Source organism: Novipirellula aureliae, from assembly GCF_007860185.1.
In the GTDB taxonomy this organism is placed as follows: Bacteria; Planctomycetota; Planctomycetia; order Pirellulales; family Pirellulaceae; genus Novipirellula_A; species Novipirellula_A aureliae.
This window is the reverse complement of sequence record NZ_SJPY01000006.1, coordinates 93,918-117,910: the sequence shown is the minus strand read 5'-3', so window position 1 is coordinate 117,910 and position 23,993 is coordinate 93,918. Positions and strand designations below refer to the sequence as shown.

Annotated in this window: 23 protein-coding genes; 6 read left to right on the top strand and 17 right to left on the bottom strand. The window is 52.5% G+C overall.

The window, feature by feature from the left end:
* Nucleotide 1: 1 nt before the first annotated feature.
* Complete coding sequence (locus Q31b_RS18275) at nt 2-1,867, top strand: serine/threonine-protein kinase (RefSeq protein ID WP_146601102.1); 1,866 nt, start codon at nt 2-4, stop codon at nt 1,865-1,867.
* A 56-nt stretch (nt 1,868-1,923) separates the two neighbouring features.
* On the opposite strand, the gene Q31b_RS18270 is transcribed toward Q31b_RS18275, so the two are convergent.
* Complete coding sequence (locus Q31b_RS18270; protein WP_146601101.1) at nt 1,924-2,865, bottom strand: nucleoside hydrolase; 942 nt, start codon at nt 2,863-2,865, stop codon at nt 1,924-1,926.
* A gap of 125 nt (nt 2,866-2,990) precedes the next feature.
* Here Q31b_RS18270 and trpD point away from each other — a divergent pair, with 125 nt between their 5' ends.
* Nucleotides 2,991-3,998, top strand: a complete 1,008-nt coding sequence (gene trpD, locus Q31b_RS18265) for an anthranilate phosphoribosyltransferase (RefSeq protein ID WP_146601100.1) — start codon at nt 2,991-2,993, stop codon at nt 3,996-3,998.
* Here the strand turns inward: trpD and Q31b_RS18260 are convergent.
* The 9 genes from Q31b_RS18260 to ubiE form a co-directional block, all read right to left on the bottom strand.
* Nucleotides 3,987-4,280 carry a DUF167 domain-containing protein gene (locus tag Q31b_RS18260; RefSeq protein ID WP_146601099.1) on the bottom strand — a complete coding sequence of 98 codons (294 nt, stop codon included), beginning with the start codon at nt 4,278-4,280 and terminating at the stop codon, nt 3,987-3,989. The genes trpD and Q31b_RS18260 overlap by 12 nt on opposite strands.
* 59 nt (nt 4,281-4,339) lie before the next feature.
* The gene (locus Q31b_RS18255; RefSeq protein WP_146601098.1) at nt 4,340-5,593 is read right to left on the bottom strand and encodes a type III polyketide synthase; all 1,254 of its coding nucleotides are present in this window, start codon (nt 5,591-5,593) and stop codon (nt 4,340-4,342) included.
* 293 nt (nt 5,594-5,886) lie between these two features.
* Entirely contained in the window at nt 5,887-6,324 is a 438-nt protein-coding gene (locus tag Q31b_RS18250; RefSeq protein ID WP_197171776.1) for an AP2/ERF family transcription factor, read from the bottom strand.
* 168 nt (nt 6,325-6,492) lie between these two features.
* Nucleotides 6,493-7,449, bottom strand: coding sequence for a 4-hydroxy-tetrahydrodipicolinate synthase (gene dapA / locus Q31b_RS18245; protein ID WP_146601420.1), 957 nt, complete (start codon nt 7,447-7,449; stop codon nt 6,493-6,495).
* A 126-nt stretch (nt 7,450-7,575) separates the two neighbouring features.
* Entirely contained in the window at nt 7,576-8,286 is a 711-nt protein-coding gene (gene tmk, locus Q31b_RS18240; protein ID WP_146601096.1) for a dTMP kinase, read from the bottom strand.
* Complete coding sequence (gene mqnE, locus Q31b_RS18235; protein ID WP_146601095.1) at nt 8,283-9,452, bottom strand: aminofutalosine synthase MqnE; 1,170 nt, start codon at nt 9,450-9,452, stop codon at nt 8,283-8,285. The genes tmk and mqnE overlap by 4 nt, the downstream gene beginning before the upstream one ends.
* Before the next feature lie 8 nt (nt 9,453-9,460).
* A complete protein-coding gene (locus Q31b_RS18230; protein ID WP_146601094.1) occupies nt 9,461-10,405 on the bottom strand; it encodes a UbiA-like polyprenyltransferase in 945 nt (314 codons plus the stop codon).
* Between the two features lie 5 nt (nt 10,406-10,410).
* A complete protein-coding gene (locus Q31b_RS18225; protein WP_146601419.1) occupies nt 10,411-11,121 on the bottom strand; it encodes a UbiX family flavin prenyltransferase in 711 nt (236 codons plus the stop codon).
* On the bottom strand, nt 11,121-11,921 hold the full coding sequence (gene ubiE / locus Q31b_RS18220) for a bifunctional demethylmenaquinone methyltransferase/2-methoxy-6-polyprenyl-1,4-benzoquinol methylase UbiE (RefSeq protein ID WP_146601093.1): 801 nt from the start codon (nt 11,919-11,921) through the stop codon (nt 11,121-11,123). Before ubiE ends, Q31b_RS18225 begins: the two co-directional genes overlap by 1 nt.
* Nucleotides 11,922-12,433: 512 nt before the next feature.
* On the opposite strand from ubiE, the gene Q31b_RS18215 reads away from it, so the two are divergent.
* The gene (locus tag Q31b_RS18215) at nt 12,434-12,919 is read left to right on the top strand and encodes a PEGA domain-containing protein (protein ID WP_231617674.1); all 486 of its coding nucleotides are present in this window, start codon (nt 12,434-12,436) and stop codon (nt 12,917-12,919) included.
* A 77-nt stretch (nt 12,920-12,996) separates the two neighbouring features.
* On the top strand, nt 12,997-15,483 hold the full coding sequence (locus Q31b_RS18210) for a hypothetical protein (protein ID WP_146601092.1): 2,487 nt from the start codon (nt 12,997-12,999) through the stop codon (nt 15,481-15,483).
* Between the two features lie 1,014 nt (nt 15,484-16,497).
* Here the strand turns inward: Q31b_RS18210 and Q31b_RS18205 are convergent.
* From Q31b_RS18205 to cdd, 3 genes are all read right to left on the bottom strand, one after another.
* Nucleotides 16,498-16,866 (bottom strand): hypothetical protein, encoded by a 369-nt coding sequence (locus tag Q31b_RS18205; protein WP_197171774.1) that lies wholly within the window; start codon nt 16,864-16,866, stop codon nt 16,498-16,500.
* A gap of 327 nt (nt 16,867-17,193) precedes the next feature.
* Complete coding sequence (locus Q31b_RS18200; RefSeq protein WP_231617673.1) at nt 17,194-18,333, bottom strand: polyprenyl synthetase family protein; 1,140 nt, start codon at nt 18,331-18,333, stop codon at nt 17,194-17,196.
* A 505-nt stretch (nt 18,334-18,838) separates the two neighbouring features.
* Nucleotides 18,839-19,258 (bottom strand): cytidine deaminase, encoded by a 420-nt coding sequence (cdd, locus tag Q31b_RS18195; protein ID WP_146601090.1) that lies wholly within the window; start codon nt 19,256-19,258, stop codon nt 18,839-18,841.
* 283 nt (nt 19,259-19,541) lie between these two features.
* Between cdd and Q31b_RS18190 the strand changes: the two genes are divergently transcribed.
* A complete protein-coding gene (locus tag Q31b_RS18190; RefSeq protein WP_231617672.1) occupies nt 19,542-20,750 on the top strand; it encodes a nucleoside monophosphate kinase in 1,209 nt (402 codons plus the stop codon).
* Between the two features lie 5 nt (nt 20,751-20,755).
* A complete protein-coding gene (locus Q31b_RS18185) occupies nt 20,756-21,025 on the top strand; it encodes a WXG100 family type VII secretion target (protein ID WP_146601089.1) in 270 nt (89 codons plus the stop codon).
* 104 nt (nt 21,026-21,129) lie between these two features.
* On the opposite strand, the gene Q31b_RS18180 is transcribed toward Q31b_RS18185, so the two are convergent.
* The 4 genes from Q31b_RS18180 to mdh form a co-directional block, all read right to left on the bottom strand.
* Entirely contained in the window at nt 21,130-21,531 is a 402-nt protein-coding gene (locus Q31b_RS18180) for a DUF423 domain-containing protein (protein WP_146601088.1), read from the bottom strand.
* Nucleotides 21,532-21,541: 10 nt separating this feature from the next.
* Nucleotides 21,542-21,925, bottom strand: a complete 384-nt coding sequence (locus Q31b_RS18175; RefSeq protein ID WP_146601415.1) for a response regulator transcription factor — start codon at nt 21,923-21,925, stop codon at nt 21,542-21,544.
* Nucleotides 21,926-21,966: 41 nt separating this feature from the next.
* Nucleotides 21,967-22,824 carry an alpha/beta hydrolase gene (locus Q31b_RS18170; RefSeq protein WP_146601087.1) on the bottom strand — a complete coding sequence of 286 codons (858 nt, stop codon included), beginning with the start codon at nt 22,822-22,824 and terminating at the stop codon, nt 21,967-21,969.
* Nucleotides 22,825-23,020: 196 nt separating this feature from the next.
* Nucleotides 23,021-23,968, bottom strand: a complete 948-nt coding sequence (gene mdh / locus Q31b_RS18165) for a malate dehydrogenase (RefSeq protein ID WP_146601414.1) — start codon at nt 23,966-23,968, stop codon at nt 23,021-23,023.
* Nucleotides 23,969-23,993: the final 25 nt, after the last annotated feature.

Below are 23,993 nucleotides of genomic sequence, written 5' to 3'. Positions count from 1 at the left end.
CATGCCTGTTTCCAGTCCTAATGATGAGTATGAGCGTTTCATTGAAATTTGCTTACAGCAAGAATTGCTGAGCCATGAAGATGCGGATACTCTGCGAGAAACGGTGACCAACCGAGGCGGATGGATTGGGCAAACGGCACTGCAAAAAGGAATCTTGTCACCAACGGATCTCGATATCGCCGAATCGTTACAGTACCCGACGCGGGTCGTTCCGAGCTATGAAATTTTGTCACTGATTGGACGCGGCGGGATGGGAGTCGTCTACCGAGCAAGGCAGCTCGATTTAGAGCGGACGGTTGCACTCAAAACGATTCTTGCCAATCAGATAAGTAATCCTGTATCGACGGCTCGTTTTGAACGTGAAGCCAAGTCATTGGCTCGGCTTCAGCATCCCAATATCGTTCAAGCATTGAACTTCGGTCGCCATGAGGGACGTTACCATTTCGCGATGGAATACGTCGAGGGCCGCACTTGCGAGCAAGCGATTCGAGACGAAGGACCATTGCCGCTGGCGACGGTTTGGAGCATCGTACGGCAGGTGGCATCGGGACTACTTCATGCGTTCAACCACGATTTGATTCATCGAGATATCAAACCCGCCAATTTGATCTTGTTATCACCCCCGGAGGGATCGTTCATGCCCAAGGGATCGGAGATGGTTAAGATCACTGACTTCGGCTTAGCCATTTTTGTGGATCCTCATACTCAGGACATGAAGCTGACATCGTCTGACAAATTGGTCGGCAGTCCCGCGTACATGTCACCCGAGCAATTCGGTGGCGAAGCTGTCGATTTTAAGACGGACATGTATGCACTGGGGGCGACCGCTTGGCATTTGATATTTGGTGCGCCACCTTTTCAAGGTCGCAGCATTGCGCATCTGAGTCTCGAAAAATCGAAGCCACTCGCGATCGAATTGGCAGAACTGCCGATCGTGATTCCAGGTGAGCAATTGTCATTATTGATGGAAATGATTTCGCCCAATCCTGATCATCGACCAGCTTCCTATGAAACCTTGATCGATCGGGTTGACCGATTCTCCGATTACCAATCGAGGATTCGTCAGGGAGCAATTGTGTCAACGTCGAGTCACGAAGATGTGACTCAGTCCATTGGGATTTCCGCTGTCGCACAAACGGACGCAGTGCCTATCGCATCGCCAACGCCCAACACCTCCGCGTGGGTATCACGACGATCGGTTGGGGCAATTGCGGGGATACTCGTTTTGATATGCTTGCTCGGCGGCATTTGGATGCTAAGAAAAACAGTCCGCGGGCCGAGACTCTACACACAGATTGTAACATCGACTCCACTTTATGATGGCGAAACGTTAAGCGGTTGGGCGATTGGCGGTTCGATGATCGGTGCGTGGAAGACAATGGAAGCTCCCGACGCTTCGACAGCGATCGTGTCGACATCACGTCGTAGCGCGATTACGAGAGAATTGCCTGTGGTCGACCATCCCCGTATCAGTTTGTTTGTTTGGCCAGACGTTCACTCGGGAACCGTCGACATTGACTTTGCCGTTGATGCAGCCGATCGCCTCGATGTTCGCGGTTGCCTACGGTTCAGCGAATCGGGAGTGACACTCGGAACCAAAAACTCTGATTTTGACGAATTGAAACAAGTCCCCCTGCTCTCGGCCCCGCTGTATCAAAACGACCGCTACATGGTGGTCGACATCGAGCGGCAAGTTGATGATTGGTATGTTTTTTTAGAAGAGCAACCGGTCGGCACCATCTCGTTTGACCGCATTGGCGATACGGGTTCGCTGCGGTTGGTCATCGACGGGTCGAGTGTCAAAGAATTCCAACCACCGCTGGCATACTTCTCCGACGCGCGAATTGAAAACTTGGCGACTCCGTGAGTTTTAGGCAACTTCGCCGGGAGGATAAATTGCGGGGAAACCGAATCAAGAATGTCTCAAGTCAATTGCCCAGCGTATCTTAGGCCACGGGTAATCATATCCTTAGCAGCTTCACCATCGATCTTGGTAGCGACCTCCACATTGAGCGGCCATTTTCGGCGTAGACGCCGGTCGAAAACGGTCATCCCGCGAGTCAATTGGCCCGTCGTTTCGACTTTCGCAGCCATATTGGTCCACTGGAACAACTCCGGTTCAAGGATGGCCAACAATGTCGTTGCGTCGTAGAGCGGGATCAATTCGCGTCCGAGTTGCTCGTGAGCTGCTAAAAACGCGTGAGAAAACAATTTGTGCAAAAACTGACCCGCACGCGTCTCTTTCGATGGCAGCTTTTCAAGTAGATCAACCCCGAATCTAACCGAATCGGATAGATCGAGTGGAACCATGCTTTTGGTCGTTGCCGAAGCAAAAACCTCGCTGGCGCCGACGGCATCGAAAAACATGTTAAACTCAGCCGCTGCGGTTGCATTGCCAGCGTGGGAAATTGCCCCACCACTAATGACGACCTTATCAAGAAGCTCGAGTACGGTTGGGTCGCGGCGGCTTAGACGTGCGAGGTTTGTCAGCGGTCCAAGACACAACACCGTCACTTCGTCTGGGTATTTTCGCAGGAGTTCAGCGATTACTTTTTCGCTAGGCGGTAAATGCTGACGCCCGGAATCATGAAAGTCGCAGCCCCCCAGCCCATCGTTACCATTCAAATATCGATCGTCGACGACCGGTGCATCCTCGGGGACCGCAGCTTTTCCAATTCGTGGGTATCGCTGAGGGTCGAGGTGCTGCAGAATAGAGGTAACATTGGCGGTCGCTTGATCTGAATCGACCGCCCCGGCCGTAGCCGTGATCGCCAATACGTCGAGCCGCGGGTCGAACAACGCCATACAAAGTGCAACGGCGTCATCAATCCCTGGATCACAATCAATTATTATTTTTCGTGTCATGTTGATAGTCTAATTTGATTCGAGTGCAATGGCGAGTCCGTCTCGCCGGCTCACCGGAATGTTTCCATCAATCGACAGCACTATTTTAACCTTTAAGTAAAATAAAACACCCAAAAGTACCGCCAATGATCTGTCTGTTTTCTACCGCCATTGACCAGGCCAAGCAAGGAACGGATTTGTCCGCAGAACAAACCAGTGATCTAATCGATGCAATGCTTGATGGCAAGGCAAAAGAGGAGCAAGTTGCCGAGCTGCTCTTGGCTTTGAAACGCAAAGGGGAATCTGTCAACGAATTGGTAGGGGCCGCCCAGGCGATGCGTCGGCACATGACGCCGATCGCCCATCGTCACACGATCTTGCTCGATACCTGTGGTACCGGCGGTAGCGGCAGCGGAACGTTTAACATTAGTACCGCGGTCGCGATCGTCGCCGCCGCCGCTGGCGTTGCTGTTGCGAAACACGGCAACCGCAAAGCTTCGAGCAAGACCGGATCGGCCGACGTGCTAGAGGTGCTAGGCGTTCCCATCGAGTCCGATGCCTCCGCCGTCGCCGAGCGTCTTGACGAGGATAGCATCTGTTTTTGTTTTGCAGCGAAACTGCACCCGGCAATGAAGCATGTCGTCGGCGTGCGACGAAAACTAGGCGTGAAAACCTTGTTCAATCTGCTCGGCCCCCTCTGCAACCCCGCAGGGGCGACGCACCAATTGTTGGGAACGCCGACACCCCAAACTCAAGCCATGGTCGCTGATGCGATTCGCCAACTGGGCACCACTCGCTCATTCGTCGTTCATGCTGAAGATGGACAAGACGAAGTATCACTCAGTAGTACAACGAAAGTGGTCGATGTGAAACCGAACCAAATCGTACAATATGACTGGGAACCCGCAGATTTCGGCTTGAATGCCGTCACAAGTGATTCGCTACTTGCTGCTGATCCGGCTGAGAGTGCTAAAATCATTTGCAACCTCTTTGACGGGCAACCGGGACCCTGCCGAGATACCGTGGTCGCCGGCACCGCCGCTGCATTGATGCTCGTCGAAAAATGCAACACGCTTTCAGACGCGGTCAGGTTGGCTCGGGAAACGATCGATAGTGGTGCAGCACGAAATAAACTCGATTCGTTAAGAAAATAGGTTTCGCAATACATCTAAATCGCTGGGGACTGCCTCATGTACCGCGATCGTTTTGCGTCGAGACGTTTTGCCTCGCAGCACCTCGACGCGGCTCTTGGCAACTTTTAACGTCTTGGCAATGAGCTTGATAACCGCCTGGTTCGCTTTGCCCTTATCCGCAGGCGCGGTGACCGAGACTTTTAATGCCCCGTCAAAATGACCACCGATCGAAGTTTGCTTTGCCTTCGCTGTCACATGGACATCGAAGGTGCAATGAGTTTCATAGGGTTGAATCGTAAACATTGAATCGTATCGCTTGTAGCGGAAGTCACCAAGACTTTCGAGGGTTTCGATTGACGCCCTTAAGAAAAGATTGCTGCTTCCATTGCTAGGCCTGGACCAAAACCAAGCATTAGCGTTGGAGCAGAACGCCCTGCATCAAGTAATTCTTTTAAAACAAATAGTACCGTGGGTGATGACATATTGCCACACCGACTTAGTACCGATCGAGAGGATTCCAGATCGCAGGCCTGCAAGTTCAATGCATCCGAGCAAGCGTCTAGGATTCGTGGGCCGCCGGGATGAATCGCCCATGACCTTATATCCGAAAGTGTTAAACCGGACTTGGCTAGCCACTTGCTCAGGGCGTCGTTTGTGGCGTGACGAATGATATCAGGGACCTCTGCGGATAGAAACATTTCGTACCCATGATCGCCAATTTCCCAGCTCATCATCGCTTCGGTATTTGGAATAATCAATGAGTAGGAATCTTGCAACTCGATTGCTGATTGCCTGCGACCGATTTCACCAACGGAACCAACGATTGCCGCTGCCCCATCCGCAAACAGTGCGTTAGAGACGATCCGATCGTGATTCCAACCATATTGTTGATGTAACGAGCATAGCTCGACAGCAACGAGAAGCACGCGGGCGTCTGGGACGCTGTCAGCAAAGGCTTTCGCGATACGCAGCCCATTGATCGCTCCATGGCACCCCATGAAGCCAACATGGGTGCGAGAAACGGTAGCCGGTAGCCCGAGTGCGGAAATCAGTGCGACGTCGACTCCGGGAGCTTGGAAACCGGTACAGGAGACGGTGACGAGATGGGTAATCGAATCAGCAGCTATCTCGCACTGGGACAATGCATCCATGGCCGCGTCAATCGCCAACTTCGCAGCATGAATGCGGTAGGCCTTAGAACGTTGCCCCGTCGTCGGGCCACGATCGTGCGAATGTTGAGCGGGAGGGTAAAAGGTTTGCTGATCAAAAGGAGAGGTCGCCACCGCTGAATTGACGCCCGCAGGCGCTGGCTCGCCATCAATCGCCCCATTGGACCGTGAATGACTGGGCCGTGAATGACTGGACCGTGAATGACTGGACCGTGAATGGCTGGGCCGTGAATGACGCTCGGCAAAGTCGGCTCCAGCGACATCGTCAACCGGAATGGGATCGAGCAGGACACTGTGCCTCGACTTCACGCCGGTTCGTCGATAAAGCGTCGTGAGTAGTCGTCGGTGTTGGTCATTTTCGCAGCACAGCGTGGCCGCGATCTCCGCTGAGTCGCTTTGCGCGATGGAGTGCGAAGGCAGCGAAGTTCCCAGTGCATGAATTTTCATAAGCCAATTGGCCTTATCGTCCGTAATGGTTTGATCTTTGATTGATTGCAGAGTGCAATCGGTGTACCGCGCCAACGCGTTCCCTGAAGACGCTACCAAGCATGGTAGCAGGATGGGAAAGAGTGATGGAAAAGAGGGGGGCTTCGCGAATGGGTCGGATCGTCGAACCCAATCGTGCTTTGTCACAGCTTCATGCTAGGGTAGTGGATCTTGTGATGGATCCCCAAGTCGCAGGATCTTGAACAAGATCCACTACAGGCAACCCGAATTCTGCGTTGAGATGAACCCATCCCTTACTCGGACTGCATTGCCGCGACGCCACGCTTTCTCGCGTTTACCGCCATCTTGTAAGCTTTTTCGTCGCCATATTTCTCTACGGAAAAACGTTTTGTCTTACGAACCCCCTTTGCTGGACTCCACTGGGCAACCCAATACAAATACTTGGGCTTGGACGGCCACCGATGGTCCACCTCTTCTACCAAACGCACGCCGACAACTCCCGAGGTATTGTTGGAACGCATGATTTTTGACAATTCTTTTGGCGTATAGCTAGCCATTTTGCTTTCCAGCTCATCACGAAACGCCTTCGCAGCGGTCAATGATTTTTTTTTGCCACCATTCTCAATGTCCGAGAAAAACTTTGACGTCTTTTTGCCTTTTCGCATCACACGGACCAAGTAGCCACCAGAACTGTCACGATCGATTCGAGTGATATTTCGATTTGCGTTCATTGTTTTCAAGTCAATTTTCGAGGGATGGAACAGTGAAACTATGCTTCTACGCCAATAATTGTAGCGATAGAATCGCAGCATATAGCGGCCAACCGACGATTTTTTCAAAAACAATCCGAAGTCGTAAACGAATGACTGCACCCCGAGCGAATCGCTCGTATGCGGTGGCTATTGACCTGAAGAGCTTTGCGACATAGCGGAACGGATTCCATAAGCCATCAACGTCTGCTGCAGACTTGCCATCGCGGCTGGTTCAAGAGGTGTCATCGGCAACCGAAGTTCACCTGTGTCGCGACCAACACATTGCATTGCAGCTTTGACAGGGATCGGGTTGGTCGATAGCGAGAGCATATTTTGGCAGAGTGAAAAGAGTTGATGATGTATTTTTCTGGCAAGCAGGAAATCGCCTTCTTGCGCCGCTTCGACAAGCCGAATCAGGTCGCTGGGGATCAGGTTTCCAGCTACCGAAACGACGCCTTCGGCTCCCACACTCATCATCGGAAGCGTCAACGAATCGTCGCCGCAAAGGACTGTCAAGTCCGTGCTTCCGACAATCGCCGAGCATTGGTCCAATTTTCCAGTTGCTTCCTTGACCATCGTGATTCCAGGAACTTCCGCTAAGCGTTGGATCGTTTCGACGTCAATCTCTTTGCCGCAGCGTCCAGGGATATTGTAGATACATACCGGGATATCGACTGCTTCCGCGACAGCTTTGAAGTGTTGATAAAAACCTTCTTGCGCGGGCTTGTTGTAGTAGGGAGCGACTTGCAAGGTTGCGTCAGCCCCTTCCGCGGCGGCTCGCTTCGTTAAGCGCAGGGCTTCTGCGGTGCTATTGCTGCCCGTCCCGGCCATCACTTTTGCCCGCCCTGCAACACATTGTATGGTCTCGCTAATGACCTTCTCGTGTTCGTCATGCGATAAGGTGGGCGATTCGCCGGTCGTGCCTGTGGGGACAATACAACGCGTGCCAGCCTCGATTTGAAACTCTAGCTGCTCGCGAAGTCGCACATAGTCCACTTCACCATCGGCGAATGGGGTGATGATCGCGACCGATAATCCGCCAAACGCTGAACCCTTTCGTGGGGACTGCGAATCGCTTTTTGAAGAGTTCGAGGCAAAAGTCATATTGATCGTTACGACGAGAAAGGGGAGCAAAACAGTTGAAAACACGGCATGATCCTAGCTTCTTGATGCCCCAACCGTCAAGCAGTGACCAGACCGGTCAAGTGTTTCCGAACCATGCTGAATCGGCTAATGCCTGGACTCCACGATGCCATCAAGTGCTTTCAATAGCCTCGTTTTCGCCTGATTGTCAAACGCCAAAACATCGGGACGACTACGCAAATACTCGCCGATGGCTGACGCCACATTCGAACGGACGGTATCCACATCGCCAACGCAGTCGATCGTACGCACTTCGTCGCAAACCCCCGACATCATCTGAAACGTTTCGCGGATGCGACTCAATGCGTCCTCTTGTTCAAACTCGTTCGGAATATCGCCACGATGCAGCGAGATTCGTTCGAGCGCTAACGATACCGTCAAATCGAAAAACAAAGTCAAATCCGGAATCCGAAACTCGGCTCTCATCCGATCGAGTAGATCGACCGTATCGATCCCGCGCAAACCTTGGTAGGCGACGGTGGAGTAAAAGTATCGATCGACAATCACGACTTGATTGTTGGCGAGAGCGGGTTGGATCAATGTTTCAAGATGCTCATGTCGATCTGCAAGAAAAGCGTGCAGCTCGTCTTCGAGACTCATGCGACCACTCACGGCACTTTCCCGGATTTTTCGTCCCCAAGGGCCATCGGTCGGTTCAAATGACTGAATTGCCGAAAAGCCGCAATGATTAAACAGCTCGCAAAACCGCTTGGCCTGTGTCGATTTCCCAGCGCCATCAATGCCATCGATGACAATGAACCATCCTGCGGCGGATGGTAATGGTGGTGATGTTGTCATTGTCCGACACTACCAACAGCACTAGCCAACGAAGAGACGGGTTCGCCGCTTTTCCAATTCTTGAAATCATCGGGGTCGCGGTGGACGCGGCGATAGATGGTGTCACGTTCAATTGGCTCGCGGCCAGCCTCACTGATTAACCCCCTTATTTTATCGATCGATAAAAACTCTGGGGTCGTCGCGCCAGCATCGTGATAGATCAATTCGTGACGCACCGTCCCGTCGAGATCGTCCGCACCATAGGCCAGTGCCGTTTGCGCGGTCTCGACCCCTAGCATGATCCAGTAAGCCTTGATGTGCTGGACGTTGTCGAGCATCAAACGACTGATTGCAATGGTCCGCAAATCCATTAAAGCCGATGACTTCTTAATATCGGATAACTTTGTGTTTTCAGGATGGAACGCTAACGGAATGAAAACTTGAAAGCCACCGGTCTCATCTTGCAAGTCTCTTAGCCGGAGTAGATGATCGATGCGATGAAACGCCTTTTCGACATGCCCGTAGAGCATCGTGCAATTGGTTTTCAGTCCGATTTGATGAGCGGTTCGGTGGATGTCTAACCAGGCGTGCGTGTTCGCTTTGTGTTCGCACAATTGATCGCGGACTTCAGGATGAAAGATCTCGGCGCCGCCGCCGGGCATACTGCCAAGACCAACCGACTTCAAGTCCTCTAAAACCCATCGGACTGATTTCTTCGTTTGAAATTCGAACCAATTGATCTCGACAGCGGTCCAGCCTTTCAAATGGATTTTCGGGTATTCGCGATGCAGTATCTCGATCATGTTACGATACCATTCGTACGTTTTTTGATGATGCAAACCACCGACGATGTGCATTTCAGTACACCCGTTTTCGGTCGCTTCTCGTCCGCGAGCCAGGATTTGCTCATCGTTCATCACATAGCCTTTCGGATCGCGCAGGTCGCTTCGGAAGGCGCAAAACCGGCATCGATAGACACAAACGTTCGTCGGGTTCAAGTGCGTGTTGATGTTGTAGTAGCCAACGTTCCCGTTTTTCTGCTCTCGCACCCAATTCGCCAATTCGCCCACCGCTTGAAGAGGCACATTCGGATCGTACAAGAAAATGCCGTCATCGAGCGTCAATCGCTGCTGAGCTTCGACCTTGTTTCGAATTTCGCGAAATCGTGTTTCGTAATCGTGATTCATTCTGTTTCCTAAACCCACAAACAATCGATTGTTCCTGCGACGAGTAGTGTCAAACTTATCGCCGCGTTCGCATTAAAAAAAGCCTGGTTCACTCGGTCCAGGTCATCGGGACGGACCAGCGAGTGCTGCCAAAATACCATGGCTGCGATTACCAACCATACCGCTGCAAAGAGCGGCCCAAGTCCAGCCGATCGGCCAACGATTAGTAAAATACCTAGCAGACCAAGCATCGCTAGATGAAAAACCGCAGCGAATCGTAGTGCACCGCCGATTCCATAGCGAGAGGGAATACTATGCAATCCCTTTCCCGCATCGAACGGGGCATCTTGGCAAGCGTAGATGATGTCGAACCCAGCCACCCAGGCGGCAACGGCCGCAGCAAGCACGGCAGGGATCAGAATATCGTTTGGAAATGCGATCACCTCGCTACCGCGAATCGCCACCCACGCACAAATCGGCGACAGGCTCAGAGCCACACCCAACCACAAGTGCGATGCAGACGTGAACCGTTTTGCTAAGCTATAGCCGCACAAAAAAGCCAAAATGGGTATCGACCCGGCCAAGGGCAAACGATTCGGCAGAAAGAGAGTCGTCGATGCGACAAAGCCGATCGAACAGAGCACCACAAACGCCAGCACACTCCGTCGTGACAACACGCCAGCGGGTAAATGTCGATTGGCCGTTCGCGGATTCTCGGCGTCGATGTGGTGATCGACCAGACGGTTAAATGCCATCGCCGCACTGCGGGCGAAGACCATGCACAGCAGTATCCCCAAAATGTCTCGGATGCGAAACGATGGATACTGGCCACTCGAAAGTGGCGTAGCAAATGCCATCACGGTTGCCAAGGCGGCAAACGGCAATGCGAATACGGTATGGCTAAAGCGAATCAACTCCAACCAGTCACTGATTTTCACGCTCGATCGACGAGTCGAGGCAAGCGGTTCACTCATCGAATTCACCTGCCCTCCGTCCAACGTTGAATCAACGAATGGTCGACATCGATTTGATCCAAGATTCTAGCGACCACGAAATCGACCAACGAGTCGATCGAATCGACCCCGTGATACCAACCCGGCATCGCCGGTAACATCACCGCTCCGGCCGTCGCCACGCGGAGCATGTTTTCGAGTTGCAACGTGCTCAGTGGCGTTTCGCGGGGAACCAAAACGAGACGCCGACGCTCTTTTAAATGCACTTCCGCAGCACGCTGGATTAAGTTGGATGCCGAGGCGTGAGCGATTCCGCTTAGCGTCGTTCCGCTACACGGACAGACGACCATGCCTTGAGTCCGAAACGATCCGCTAGCGATTGGGGTAAAGTAATCGTCGTAGCGGTGATAGTGAATTCGCGAGAGAGATTGGTCTATCATCGCAGCAGAGCTAGCAGCCGGATTCGCAACCGAGTGAGGCGAGTTCGAGTTTGCCGGACTCTTTGCCGGACTCCAGGCGGGCTGGAAACGAAGAAGCGATCCCAAATCGGGTGAGCGTAAGTCGAGGTTCAAGTCCAATTCTTGGCGGATAACCGCCGCCCCGCTGGGGCTGATGGTCAGGTGAACGTCGTTGCCGCTCGAACTCAGACTTTGCAAGAGTCGCACGCCAAAGATAGCACCGCTTGCTCCAGTCATCGCCAACACGATCGGCAATTTTGCTTTCGTTTCCGTCGTCATCATGCTTCTTTCGGTTTCGTTCCACGATAAATCGTAGCCACACCAAATGTCAACGGAGTGAACCGGACATCGGTTAGTCCTGCGGCCGTCATCCGATCGGCCAACGCTTGGCCATCTGGAAACTGACCAACCGATTCGGGCAAATACTTGTAGGCCGACTTGTCATTGCGAGCGAACCATTGTCCGATGCGAGGCAACACGTGACTAAAATAGAATCCGTAAGCTTGCCGAAGTCCAATCAATCGTGGCCGTGAAAACTCCAGTACCACGACTTGTCCGCCCGGCGTGCAAACTCGCCTCATCTCGCCTAGTCCCCGATCGGTATCGGTCACATTGCGTAGTCCGAAAGCGACCGTCACGCACTGGAATGAGTCATCGGCAAATGGCAACGCTTGGGAATCCGCTTCAATGAACTCAATCGATTCGCTGGCCGTTTGCAGACGCCGTTTGCGGCAGGCGATCTCCAACATCGCATAGCAGAAATCGCTGCCGATGATCTTCAGTGAAGGTGCTTTCTTGGCAATCGCGATCGCCAAATCGCCAGTCCCGGTACAGGTATCGAGGACGGGTTCGTCCGAATCCAGACGCAGCATCCGAACGGTTCGCCAACGCCAATAGCGGTCAACGCTGAGCGACAGCAAATGGTTCATTGCATCGTAGCGAGGTGCGATTTGACGGAACATTTCGCGGACCCGCGTTCCGCTCTTATCAACTGTCCCCGAATCAACTGCGCCCGAATCGAGGGCCCCAGGGTCGAGTTTTGGATGCTGGTTTTGTGTTTCGGTTGCCGAAGAGACCATAAAAAGCCCGTAAGTAAAAAAATAGATCCCCCCGCCAAAAATGTCGCTGGATTCGGGCGAAGGACTGCGTCAGATTACTCGAATAACCGAAAAAATGTTACTCCCCGCAACAAAGCAGGAAGCGTTTTGGAAGGAAAATCATCCTGTTGGGGGTCAGCGTACACGGGAGTCGAGCTTGATTCTCATTTTTCGATTGGGTGAAGAAGGGTGTGACCGTTTTGCAGCTCTTGCATATCCTACCCGTAAGCCTCGGGGGGGGCGAATTTCTTTCGGGCGTGCGGTTTGTAGCCGCCACTTGTTTGCTCCGCCGAGTCAAGCTCGACGGAAGGATGTTCCACGTTTCAGAATTCCTTCCGTCCACGCCATTCGGACTTGCATCCGCGGCAAAAAACTCGGCTACGACCCGAAGCAAAAGCCATTTATTCAAAAATCGATGTTGCGGGCGGTTGCTTCCAGTTGTTAACAGAGAAGCCGGAACGTGATGTCCATTCGAATCTTTTACTGTGTGCCCAATGAAATCTGCTGCCGAGCCAGCTTGCCGATCTCGTGAAACCCGAATGCCTCTTTGGCTGCGTCGCCCGGTTTCGCAATTGGCTGCATCCGCCATTCTGGTCACCATGGTGACCTCGTCTGGCTGCGTTCGAAGGCGGATGACCGTGCGGACGAGTCCTTCAGGGGCGACGATTTCGGTCGACAACCAAGTCATCGGCACAAGCCCTGCCGCGACAAGCTTTGTCTATTATGGAACACGTGAGATTCGAGTCGAGAAAGATGGCTACCGTACCGAGACGATCCGCCGTCGGCTCAATCCACCTTGGTACGAGTATCCGGGACTCGATTTTATTTCCGAAACCCTGTGGCCTGGTGAACTGCGAGACGAGCGAATCATTGACATCCAATTGATCCCCAAAACGCTGACTCCGACGCCCGAAGTACTCGACCGCGCGGATGCTCTGCGAACCCAGTCGCAAGCGGGGATCGTGACAGGATCTCGTTAACAAGTAGGATAGGCGGTTCCCCTATCACTGCTTTCTGGACAGGCTAGATGCCTATCCAACGAAGAGATACCCTAACGATGTCGAATCTTCCCCGTGTTGCAATTTTGCTGCTATTCATGACCGCCTTGATCGGCCTTGATCGGTTGGCGTTTCGCGATATCGGCTATTTTTACACACCGCTGTACGATTACGTCGCGGCTCGGATGCATGCCGATTGGTTGCCTCTTTGGAACCCACTCGATCAAACGGGTGTGCCTTTGATCGGCGAAACGACGACTGCGGTTTTCTATCCACTGCGTTGGCTTTTGTTCGCGCTGCCGCTCTCCTCGGATGTTTGCCTTAGCCTCTACGTCGTCGTCCATTTGCTGATCGCCTCGGCAACCGCCCGCTATGCCGCTCGGCAAGCGGGAGTTTCAAAAGGTGCGGCGACGATCGCAGCGGTGGTCTATCCAATGTCGGGCAGCGTGCTGTTTCTTTACACGAATCCACCCTTTCTGGTTGGCGCCGCATGGTTGCCGCTATTGCTTTCCAACTTGCTTTCCCGTTCAGAGGCAAACGACAAAAAATTTGCGAGTCGACGAATTCGAATTGCAGCGATCGCCTCGGCAATGATGATTCTCGGTGGTGATCCGCAAACGCTGCTGAATGGTTTCATCGTGGTGATCGCTGCCCTTGTTGTGCGGCAAATTCGAGATTTTCAGCGCCGATCGTTTGGCGAATTTCAAACGGTTTTGATACGAATCGGGTTTTGTGCATTGATTGCCGTCGGTTTGTCGCTTCCTCAAATCGCGGGCTCGTTATCGTGGAGCCAACAAAGTGATCGTGTCCGAGAGGTTGAGTCCGGAAACTGGCTCGATCCGCCTTCCTCCGGTTCTCGTCGACAGGAAGTCTTCGCATTCTCTGTTGCTCCATGGCATGCGGTTGACTTTCTGACCGCTAACGCGTCGGGATCGCTAATTCCAAGGAACCATCGGCTTGGTTTGATGATGCCCGGCGAAGGCAAGATGTGGACGCCATCGCTCTACATGGGACTGCTGGTTGCATTGGCCTTTCTAACTCCATTGGCACGACTTAGGGAAGAAAAACTTGATGTCTGGTTCGGGATCGCGATCGCGACTTGGTTCGCTGCGATGGGGCATTTCGGTCTCGTTTGGTACATGCAAAATCTGTTCGGCGCGATGCTGGATACTGACAGTGCCGCGGGCGGATTGTATTGGTGGTTGTATTCATTCTTCCCCGGTTATGACTCGTTGAGATATCCAGCGAAATGGCTTCCCTTGACTGCAATTTCGCTATCAATCGTTACCGCTCGATTCGTCGACCGATGTTTCAATCTTGGTGAAGAACGGCTTCACAGGGCAACGAGGCGAATGATCGTTGGCTTGGCCGCTGTACTGGTCGCGGCATGGGTCTCGACCGTCATCGTTCGCTTGACGCCCGGTGTTTGGAGTGCGGTTCTTGATCGTGCAACAAAAATATCGGACCCGTTTTGGGGGCCGCTCAACGCCGATGCGGGGCTGCGAGAAATCCAACATTCGCTCGCCCATTCGTTGCTCGTTCTATTCGCCTTGGGGGCGATTTTCCAAGCTTGGACGAAATCCAAATTGACAACCACCGCTGCTGTTCGATTCCTGATCGTCGTGGTTACGGTTGATTTGTTCGTGTTTGGTTCAGGAATTGTCTATAAGGTGAATCGCAAGCAGGAGCAACAACTCTTGGCTGATACCAACGAGAGGGTATCGGGACTCACCCTTCGTACGAAGTCGAAGTCGCAATTTCCGGCTTCTTGGCGACTGGGACCAAGTGAACAACGCTTATTGGAAGTGGAATCGACCCTGCGAACGTCGTCGTTCGGTCGCTGGCACCTCGCCGAACGGCAAGCGGTTTTTAATTCGATGGTGTCGATCCAAAGCGACTCAGTCGCAATGTTCTGGGAGGCAGTCGCCAGCGAGCTTCGAGGAAAAACACCTCAGCAGCGTGATCAGTTTTGGCAAGCGATCCGAAAGTGGTTGGCGATCAACCGATTGGTTCATGCCGATGATATTGGCAATATTCAAATCACGTCAGTTCCACAAAGTCTCGAAGCGTCTTACCAATTGACCAGCTACGAGGCCAACGAGACCAGCGTGGTGACACTTGATGATTTCCGGAAACGATTGGCGGCGCTACCAGAGGGGCCTGATTCGCTCGACAAGCGAGGCACGGTTGAGGTTCTCGAATCCAAAGCGGACTCCGCCATCGTGTTCGTTGAATGTGAAGAATATTCGTCGCTACAGAGAAACGTGATTCAAGATGGCCATTGGCGCGCTCGGCTGATCTCATTGATCGATGGGCGGGTCGTAAACGTAGCGGTTGAACGAAGTGATTTTTTGAAGCAGCGTATCGCTGTGCCTGCTGGGCATTGGCAGGTTACATTTTGGTACGCCCCTTGGTGGCTACTTCCGTCGATTGCCGTTTGCATGGTTGGATGGGCAGCTTGTTTGGCGCCCTTGGTAAAAGTTCTCGCTGTGAAATGGCATGGCGACTTGGTTGAAGGGCACGTCGATCGTTTCGTCTCTCAATGATTTCATAAACGTATCGCCTGCTAAGTGGCGGTCGTAGTGCTCGGCCACGTTGTTGGAGAGGCAAGTGATTTCAGATTTTGTCATGCTTCCAATCCGACGAATTGCTTGACGCAATCCGCTTTCGCCTTGAAAACAAATCGCGTTGACTCCATCTTCGAGCTTCGGTCGCAAGCGATCACCATATTCGATGAGCGGAATCGTTCCGACACTCATCGATTCAATCAGATTGTGGCACAAAGGTTGGTCGACCCCAGGGCAACAAACAAAGAATTGATACTGTGCCAAAAAAGACAGCCAGTCGGCTGCAGCGACCGGCTCGATGGCGCTGTTCCTCAAAAACACCGGAACGTCACCGTTGAGACCATTGTCACAGCAATCTCGGATGATGTCTAAGATATGCAGTCGACTGAGGACACCGAATCGGTTCTGCATTTTGTCGCGTCCGTATTTTGTTTTCTGACTTCCCGCGAATAGGATGCCGCTCCGCTGCTTCGTCTTGCGATGACTGCCGAGCGAATGGCTATCTAAAAAGGAAAGTGTATCCGGATGCATCGGATAGGGCATCACTGGTAGTCCGTCGGGGATGTCGCATCCGACAAGCATTTCAATCAAACGCCGACCATTGTTGCCTGGTGACCTGTGCTGCGAAACGTCAGAATCCGATAATACCAATGCATCGTTTGGAAGTGGTTCTTTGTTGGAAAGCCAGGTTACATGCGGATACGATAACATCCTCGCACCGTATGGCTTGTGGCTAATACTCGCCAACACCAATCGGCTCGAGCGAACATAAAATCGCGAGCCGATCTCGCCGCTATAGTGAGCCAGGGAAGCGAGATGACGTCCACAATCGAATAGCATGTCAAAACCGTGCAGATCGAGAGCGATGGGACGCTGGTTGAGAGAGATCTCATCGAATGCATGATCGGACGAACGATTTGCTAACAGACGTCTAGCACGACGGATATCAGCCGGGAATCGCAAGACGTTTTTGAGCCCCATCATGCCACTCCACTACGATATGATTCGAGAAAGAAAGATACTTTGCGAGGGCTCAGCGAGCGAAGGGAGCCCTCTTTGCAAAAGTGTGTTGGAGAGATGATGACGTCGGCCGATCACTTTGGCGTGTTGAAGCGAGTGAATGGGATTTGTGTCATCGTGCTGTACGAGTCGCTCCAAAATCGCTGGGATACTATCGAACGTTTGGTAGATGCATCCCACCACACCACGACGATTTGCTTGACGCACCTGCTCGGCCAACCAGCAGTGACCGGGAACGATCACCGGGGCGCCGCAAATGAACATTTTCAACAATGCGCCGCTGCAACACGCCACACAGCGATGCAGTGCATCGAGGAGCAAGCGAGGAGGTGGGTCGTCCATAAACGCGCTAAAAGCAATAGGATCCGTAAGGGTAAACGGACTGCATTGTCGCAAGTCCATGTTTTGTGGCACTCACCTTTATCAGAATCACGCGGTCAATGTCCAGGCCTTTATGATCGACAAAAGCTCACCGCTCACCCTTCTTTTTGTTGGGTAACCGCTTACCCAGCGGGCCGCATGCCGCAATACGATTGGGGCGTTGGCCTTGCGACTCAGCGAGAGTCTCTCGCATTTTTCAGTGAAAAATGGTCCGTCGCTGTACTTAAAAAGAACGGCATGAAACCGAGCGTCGAGCCTTCGATCCCGTCGCGGCTACCAAAAATCGCGTTAAAAGCGGCGATCGACTGCAAAATTCGCGATGGCAATCAATGCCTGTTTCGCTTCCGAATCGGCCAAATGACTGATCGACTCAATCGCCTTTGTTCGATACTCTTCAGCAATACGCCGCGTGTAAGCCTTGGCATCGCTCTGTTCCAGGAAGGGCATGATTGCTTTGAGGCGTTGCTCACTAGGACCGAGCAACAGCGACGCGATTCGCTCGCGTTCAGATTCCTGAACGCTACAAAGCATGCGAATGATTGGAAGCGTCGTTTTGCCTTGTTCGATATCCGTGCCGAGCGTCTTTCCTACTCGCTCATCGCTTCCCCAAAGATCGAGATAATCATCGGCGATTTGAAACGCGACTCCAAGCGAATCGCCGTAATCGGCCAAAGCATCGATATCAAAATCAGAACCGCCCGAAAACTTTGCACCGAGTCGGCAAGCAACACGGCACAACTCAGCTGTCTTGCCTTGAATCATTTCTAGATAGGTAGACTCATCCAAATCCAAAACGTCCCGTGTCAAGATTTGTCGCATTTCTCCTTCGCAGATCAATCGAGCTGATTCCCCGAGCCATTGACAGGCTTCAATCGAACCGATCGTCGCTACCAACCGAAAGCTTTGTGCGAACAAATAATCACCGAGCAGGATACTGGTGTGATTATTCCATTTCGCATTGACGGTCGCCGAATGACGTCGCATCACCGCTTCGTCGAGCACGTCATCATGGATCAACGTGGCAGTGTGTACCATTTCGACCACGGTCCCGAGAACAATGTGATCAGAGGTCAATTTCCCCAATGCAGCACCCGACAAAAGTAACATTGCGGGGCGCAGTCGTTTACCACCTAATTGGGTCCCATGACGAAGCACGGGAACCAGCGATTCATAGGGGCTTTGAAGCTCCGCGTGAAAACGCTGCTCGATTTGCCGCATTTCTTCCGAAATGATGCCGTACATCCCCAAAATCTGCTGTTTGGATTGGTCATCAAGGTCCTCTGGCGTCGCCGCGACGCGAGTGCCAATTCCGGTGTTCGCGTGCGGTCTACCGTTTTCAACGGCTTCGGTGTTAGACCGGGTTTCAGCGTCAGGACGGGGAATCGATGAATGCAAAGGGACGCTGCTGAGAGTGGAGGTCGAGTTCATGTTGGCGGAGCCGTTTGACGGGAAGGCAATGTTTTAATGTAGAACCGCCAAAGAGGGAAGCAATTAACCGCCAATCAAAGCTAACTATTTCGTGGTTTTTCGTAATCCGCGAGCCGACGGAGGGTTCAAACAGCCGTTTAGGCGACAACCCGCCAGGGGGAATGACGAATCAATCGATCGCAGACGCCTTTTTGCCGTTAAAGCAACCCTTATTCGCTTGCAATGGCGTCGAGTGCTTTGCCGCAGCTTGGTTTTCGGCTTGGCAAAAGAGTCGTTGGAGGCCTCTTGCCTCGGTCCACTGCGGCTGGAAGCCACAGCCACGAAAGATTCTTGCCCTCATTCATTGGCCCGATAAAACATTGGGTTGAGACCAGACGGCTTGCGGGCAGTCGATTCAATCGTTTAACGCTTAGCCGAAGGCGTCAGCTTTTCCATGAGCGGTCGCCTATGGCTTGGCGTTAAACAAAAATTAGCCGAAGGCGTCAGCTATTCCATGAGCGGTCGCCTAAGCGTGGGTCGGCAATAAAGAGCCATCGAACGCCTCGGGCAACAACTGTTTCAGAGATCGAATTTTGTAGGAACCATCGATGACGTCAGTGATCACGACGGGCAATTCAAGGCCAAATTCCGAAAGGAATTGTCGGCATGCGCCACAGGGCGAAACGCCCCCGACACTCGCAACGGCGATCCCTTTCCAAAGCCGATAACCTTTCGAGATCGCGGCGGCGGCGGCGACGCGTTCGGCACACAAGCACATGGAATAACTAGCGTTTTCCACATTGCATCCCACGACGATTTCGCCATCCTCCATAAGCAGAGCGGCGCCAACGTAAAAATGGCTGTGCGGAGCATAGGCTTGATCGCGAACCAACGTAGCTGCCTGAATCAATCGATCAATCTGTCTCGGTTCGAGTGCCCTATTCATACATTTCACTGCTTTCGTTCGATGAAGACTCAAGTCAACCAGGTCCGTTTTATGTTAGTCTTTTGTGTTGTGCATGGCAACTAACGGTCGAGATGGAAGTGGTTCGTCAGCAACGATGCCCCTGTACTCAGGTTCCCGCCAGGGAACCAGCGGTTCTTTCTTACTTCCAGAGGGGGGGACTGATTATTGTTGCTCGAAATGCTATCCTGTTCCCCATCGCCCATTCGCATTGGTTTCGTTCCCAAAGCGAGAAATTCCAGTTGTCTGTTGTCGGAAATGAATCGTGAACTCTACTGAATCTGATCGCCGCGTTGAAAAACGATCCCCAAACGATCTCGAAGTCAAAGATGCGCAGCTCATCTTCAACTCCGTTATGAAACAACTGGAATCGGAATTGGGCCGCGAAAATCTCTGTTTCCCACGCGAGTTGATTTTGCTCGGCGGTGCGCCGGGTGCCGGAAAAGGGACCAACACGAACTACATCCGCAAAGTGCGTGACATCCCGGCACAGCCCATTGTGGTCAGTGAATTGCTCGATAGTCCTGAAGCAAAAGCGATCAAAGCTCGTGGTGGGATGGTAGGCGACCGCGAGGTGATTAGTATTTTGCTTCGCGAATTGCTGAAACCCGTCCATCAATCGGGAGCCATCCTCGATGGCTTTCCGCGAACGAAGGTCCAAGTGGAATGTCTGAAGATGCTTCACAGCGAGATGCTGACCCTGAGGCGATATTTCCTGGGAACGGAACATGAGAGCAAGTTTAAGAATCCTTGCTTTCACATCATGGTTCTGTTTGTTGAAGAACATGAGAGCATCGAACGGCAACTTAAACGCGGGCGTGAAGTGATCGCCCACAACAGCGAGGTCAAACGTACGGGATCCGGAACATTACTGGAAGAACGCCCGACCGACTTTGATCGCGAATTGGCACGCAACCGTTATCGGGTCTTCAAAGAAAAGACCTACGATGCCTTGGTATCGCTCAAACAGATTTTCCACTACCACTTTATCAACGCCCAGGCGTCGATTGAGGTCGTCAAGGCCAACATCCTAAAGGAATTGGAATACCAAAGCTCGCTCGAACTCGATCCGCAGACCTATCACAGCGTGTCTCGCTTGCCGGTCGCCAGTGACATTCTTGCTCATGCTCGAAGGGACTTGGTCAGCCGGTTGGACGAATACGAAATGAAGCACGCCCAAGCATTCCACGATGTGATTCATTTGATTCAAGACAAGATGATGCCGATTATCGTACGCCACGCGATCCCAGGATATTGCAGCATCAACAGCGAAGACCCTTTACTCGACGAGCCCTTGAATCTAAAGATTTTGATCGATGTCTTTTCCGAACGGGGGTTTAACGCCAGCATCGACTTGCAGCGATACGAAGTGCCGGTGAACTTTGATCTGCAAACGGGCGAAGTGCATTGCCGAGAAAAGAAAGTCTATCGTATTGCCATCCGTTTCAAAGGCTCTGAAATCCGCCGAGGCTAAACCCTATGAACCAAGCTGTTGTCGATCCCGACCAACTCCGTCAATTCGCAGCCCAATTACACCGATTCTCGGAAGAGATGAAGCAGAGCACGACCGCGTTAGCGTCTCAGATGAATCAATTGGAACAAACGTGGCGTGATGAGCAACAACGAAAATTCACAGAGGAATTTACTCAGCAAATGCGACAGTTATCACGTCTGATTCAAACGACCGAACAACACGTTCCCTACCTGATGCGCAAGGCGGAGCAGATCGATGCGTATCTGGGACGCTAAACTCAGGCTGAATGCGTAGCGGAAGTCATCGTGATTTGCGTCCTCGCTGAAAAACAAAAGTCTTGTCCGGCTTTCGCGACACCGGTCTCTTTCGCGGCACCGCTCTACCGAAGCCGTACCAACAACAACCATGCAGCAATCCATGTCGCCCCGCCGATCGGTGTGATCGCGCCAAATTTGGGCTGGTTTGTCAAGACTAGCAAGTAGAGGCTGCCGCTAAAAAAGAGGATGCCGGCGACAAACATCCAAGCAATCCGGGTGCGGAGCACGTGACTGCCAATCGGTAATGCAGCGAGTGCGAGAAGGACGACCGCATGAATCAAGTGGTAGCGTGCGCCGACGTCAAATTGATCCAATCGTTTGAGAACCGTCGCTTCGGGCAATCCCCGATCAGCCAACAGGTTTGGCAGGCCGTGAGCCCCGAACGCTCCGATCAGAACCCCCAGGGCTCCGCAGACGGCTGCAAGAACGAGAATTTTTCGTTGGCTTGCATCGGTCGCTTTCATGAGGGCACCTTCATGAGGGATCGATCAACTTTTTGACCGCTTCAATCAATCGGTCCATTGGAAACGGTTTGCGAATGTAATCGCTCACGCCCAACAACTCGGCGTAAGCCTTGTGTCGGCTCCCTTCATTTCCAGTAATCATGATGACGGGCAGAGGTTCGTCACGAACTCGCCGCAGTTTTTCGAGCACCAAAAAACCACTGCGTTTTGGCATCATCATGTCGAGAATCATTAAATCGGGATTCTCACGTTCGGCCAATGCCAGACCCTGGTTGCCGTCCCGGGCCACAACCACATGGTAGTTTTCTCCTTCCAGAGCGTATCGCACCGATTCGATGATCTCGATGTCGTCATCGACGATCAAAATTTTCTTGCCGATGGGATCGTCACCCATCGGCGAATCCGTATCTGGAAAGCTAGCGTCGCTCGTCATGATTAATTATGCGAAAATTGGGTCGGTGTTGTACGGTATGCCCCGTTCGTTTGGTTCTGCTGGCCAGGAATCACCTTGGCCATGATCCATTCGTTGATATCTGAGAGCGTGGTGGTGTTCATTTCGTCGTCGGAGACGTATTGGCGAATTTCCAATTGCGCTTTGATCATCATTGCCGTCCGCATGTCTCGCTCGACTTGTTCGCGGAAATACGACTCGCTCTCGACCGCCCATTGCCAAAGCATTGGCAACCGCCGGTTTCGAAGTTCATCAAGTTTTGAAAGTGATCGGCAACCTTTGGGAACGCCTCCCCCGAGTGAAACCACGCCGGCGAAGCGGTTGGGGGCCTCGAAGGCGATTCGCATCGCCATGGTCCCGCCACCTTGATAGCCTGCCAAGATCACTCGCGTCGCGTCGATCGAAAATTGTTCGCAATGATGATCGATGGCATCAAGAACGTTCTCGTATGCTAGCTGAATGGCTGCAGGGCTCTTGCGCCATTCGTAGCAGTGGCCACAGGAATCGATCGAGCGCGTGCCACGAATGCCAACTGCGACAAAATTGCGCACACTGATATGAGGTAGGATCTGTTTGATTTGGTTTTCGTTATTGCCGTCGCTATGGAGCCAAACGATTAGCGGATAACGATAGTTTGGCTCGTAGTGCAAGGGCAAGATAGAGACGGTTTGCGAAGCAAAATCGGGGCCAAATGATAAGGATTCGCCCGGCAATTCCCCTCCGGTTGGCGTCCGCGAATCGTTCTCGTGCGAACAGAGATAAGAAGGTGGTGATTCTTTGAATTGGGCGTTGGTCCAATGATCTGATTTGTCCCAGTGATCATTTGCATCGAATCGATTCATTATTTGCCGCGTCGTTGAAAAGAAGGGCTGCGCAGGCTTCGCCGCCAACGAGTCATAACCCTCGTTGGCATCTTAAAAACGAATACGCAAAGCGTGCTTGAGATGAATGACATAACCCTACGGGCAAGTGCCAGTAGGTGTCAACGTGAATGCAAGTCTTAATTTTTCGAAACCATTCGAAAACGAAAAAATTGACTTAAGAAGCAAGCAATTGATCCATGACTGCAACCAAGTCTTTGACCGCTTTGACGCTATGCTCAAACGCCGCTTTTTCTTTGTCGGTGAGGCTTAGCTCGATGATCTTTTCGACTCCACCGCTGCCCATGACGACTGGGACGCCAACGTAATAGCCACCGACATCGTATTGGCTGTCGCAAAGAGCGGCAACCGGAATCACTCGTTTCTTATCTCGAACGACTGCCTCGGCCATTTGGGCACATGCCGCAGCCGGTGCGTAATAGGCGCTGCCGGTTTTCAGCAGCGAAACGATTTCTGCACCACCCTTGCGAGTGCGATCGACGATTTCTTCCAACCGTTCTTCGCTCACCAATTGAGTGATAGGGATACCGCCAACGCTCGTACAACTTGGCATTGGGACCATTGTATCACCGTGACCACCCATCAAAAGAGCACTGATGTCCTCGACACTCACACCCAGTTCCATTGCCAAAAAGGCGCGATAACGAGCGGTGTCGAGCACGCCTGCTTGTCCGCAGACGCGAGCAGAGTCGAAACCGGTTACCTTCCACATCTGTTGGACCATGGCATCGAGCGGATTGCTGACGACGATGACCACCGCATTGGGGCTGCTCGCTTTAATCTGCTCGGCAACGCTGGTAATGATCTTTGCATTCGTTCCAAGCAAATCATCGCGGCTCATGCCAGGTTTTCGGGGAATCCCCGCAGTGACGACAACCACATCACTGTCCGCTGTATCCGCGTAGCTAGTCGTCCCGACAATATTCGAGTCGAAGCCCATGATGGGTGATGCTTGCATTAAGTCAAGCGCTTTACCCGCTGGCATATCTTCGGTCTGCGGGATATCGAGTAAGACGATATCGCCCAATTCCGCAGCGGCACACCAATGAGCACACGTCGCTCCAACATTTCCAGCTCCAACAATCGATATTTTGGCTCGGCGCATTTTCTTCATTCACTCTGTTTGAAAG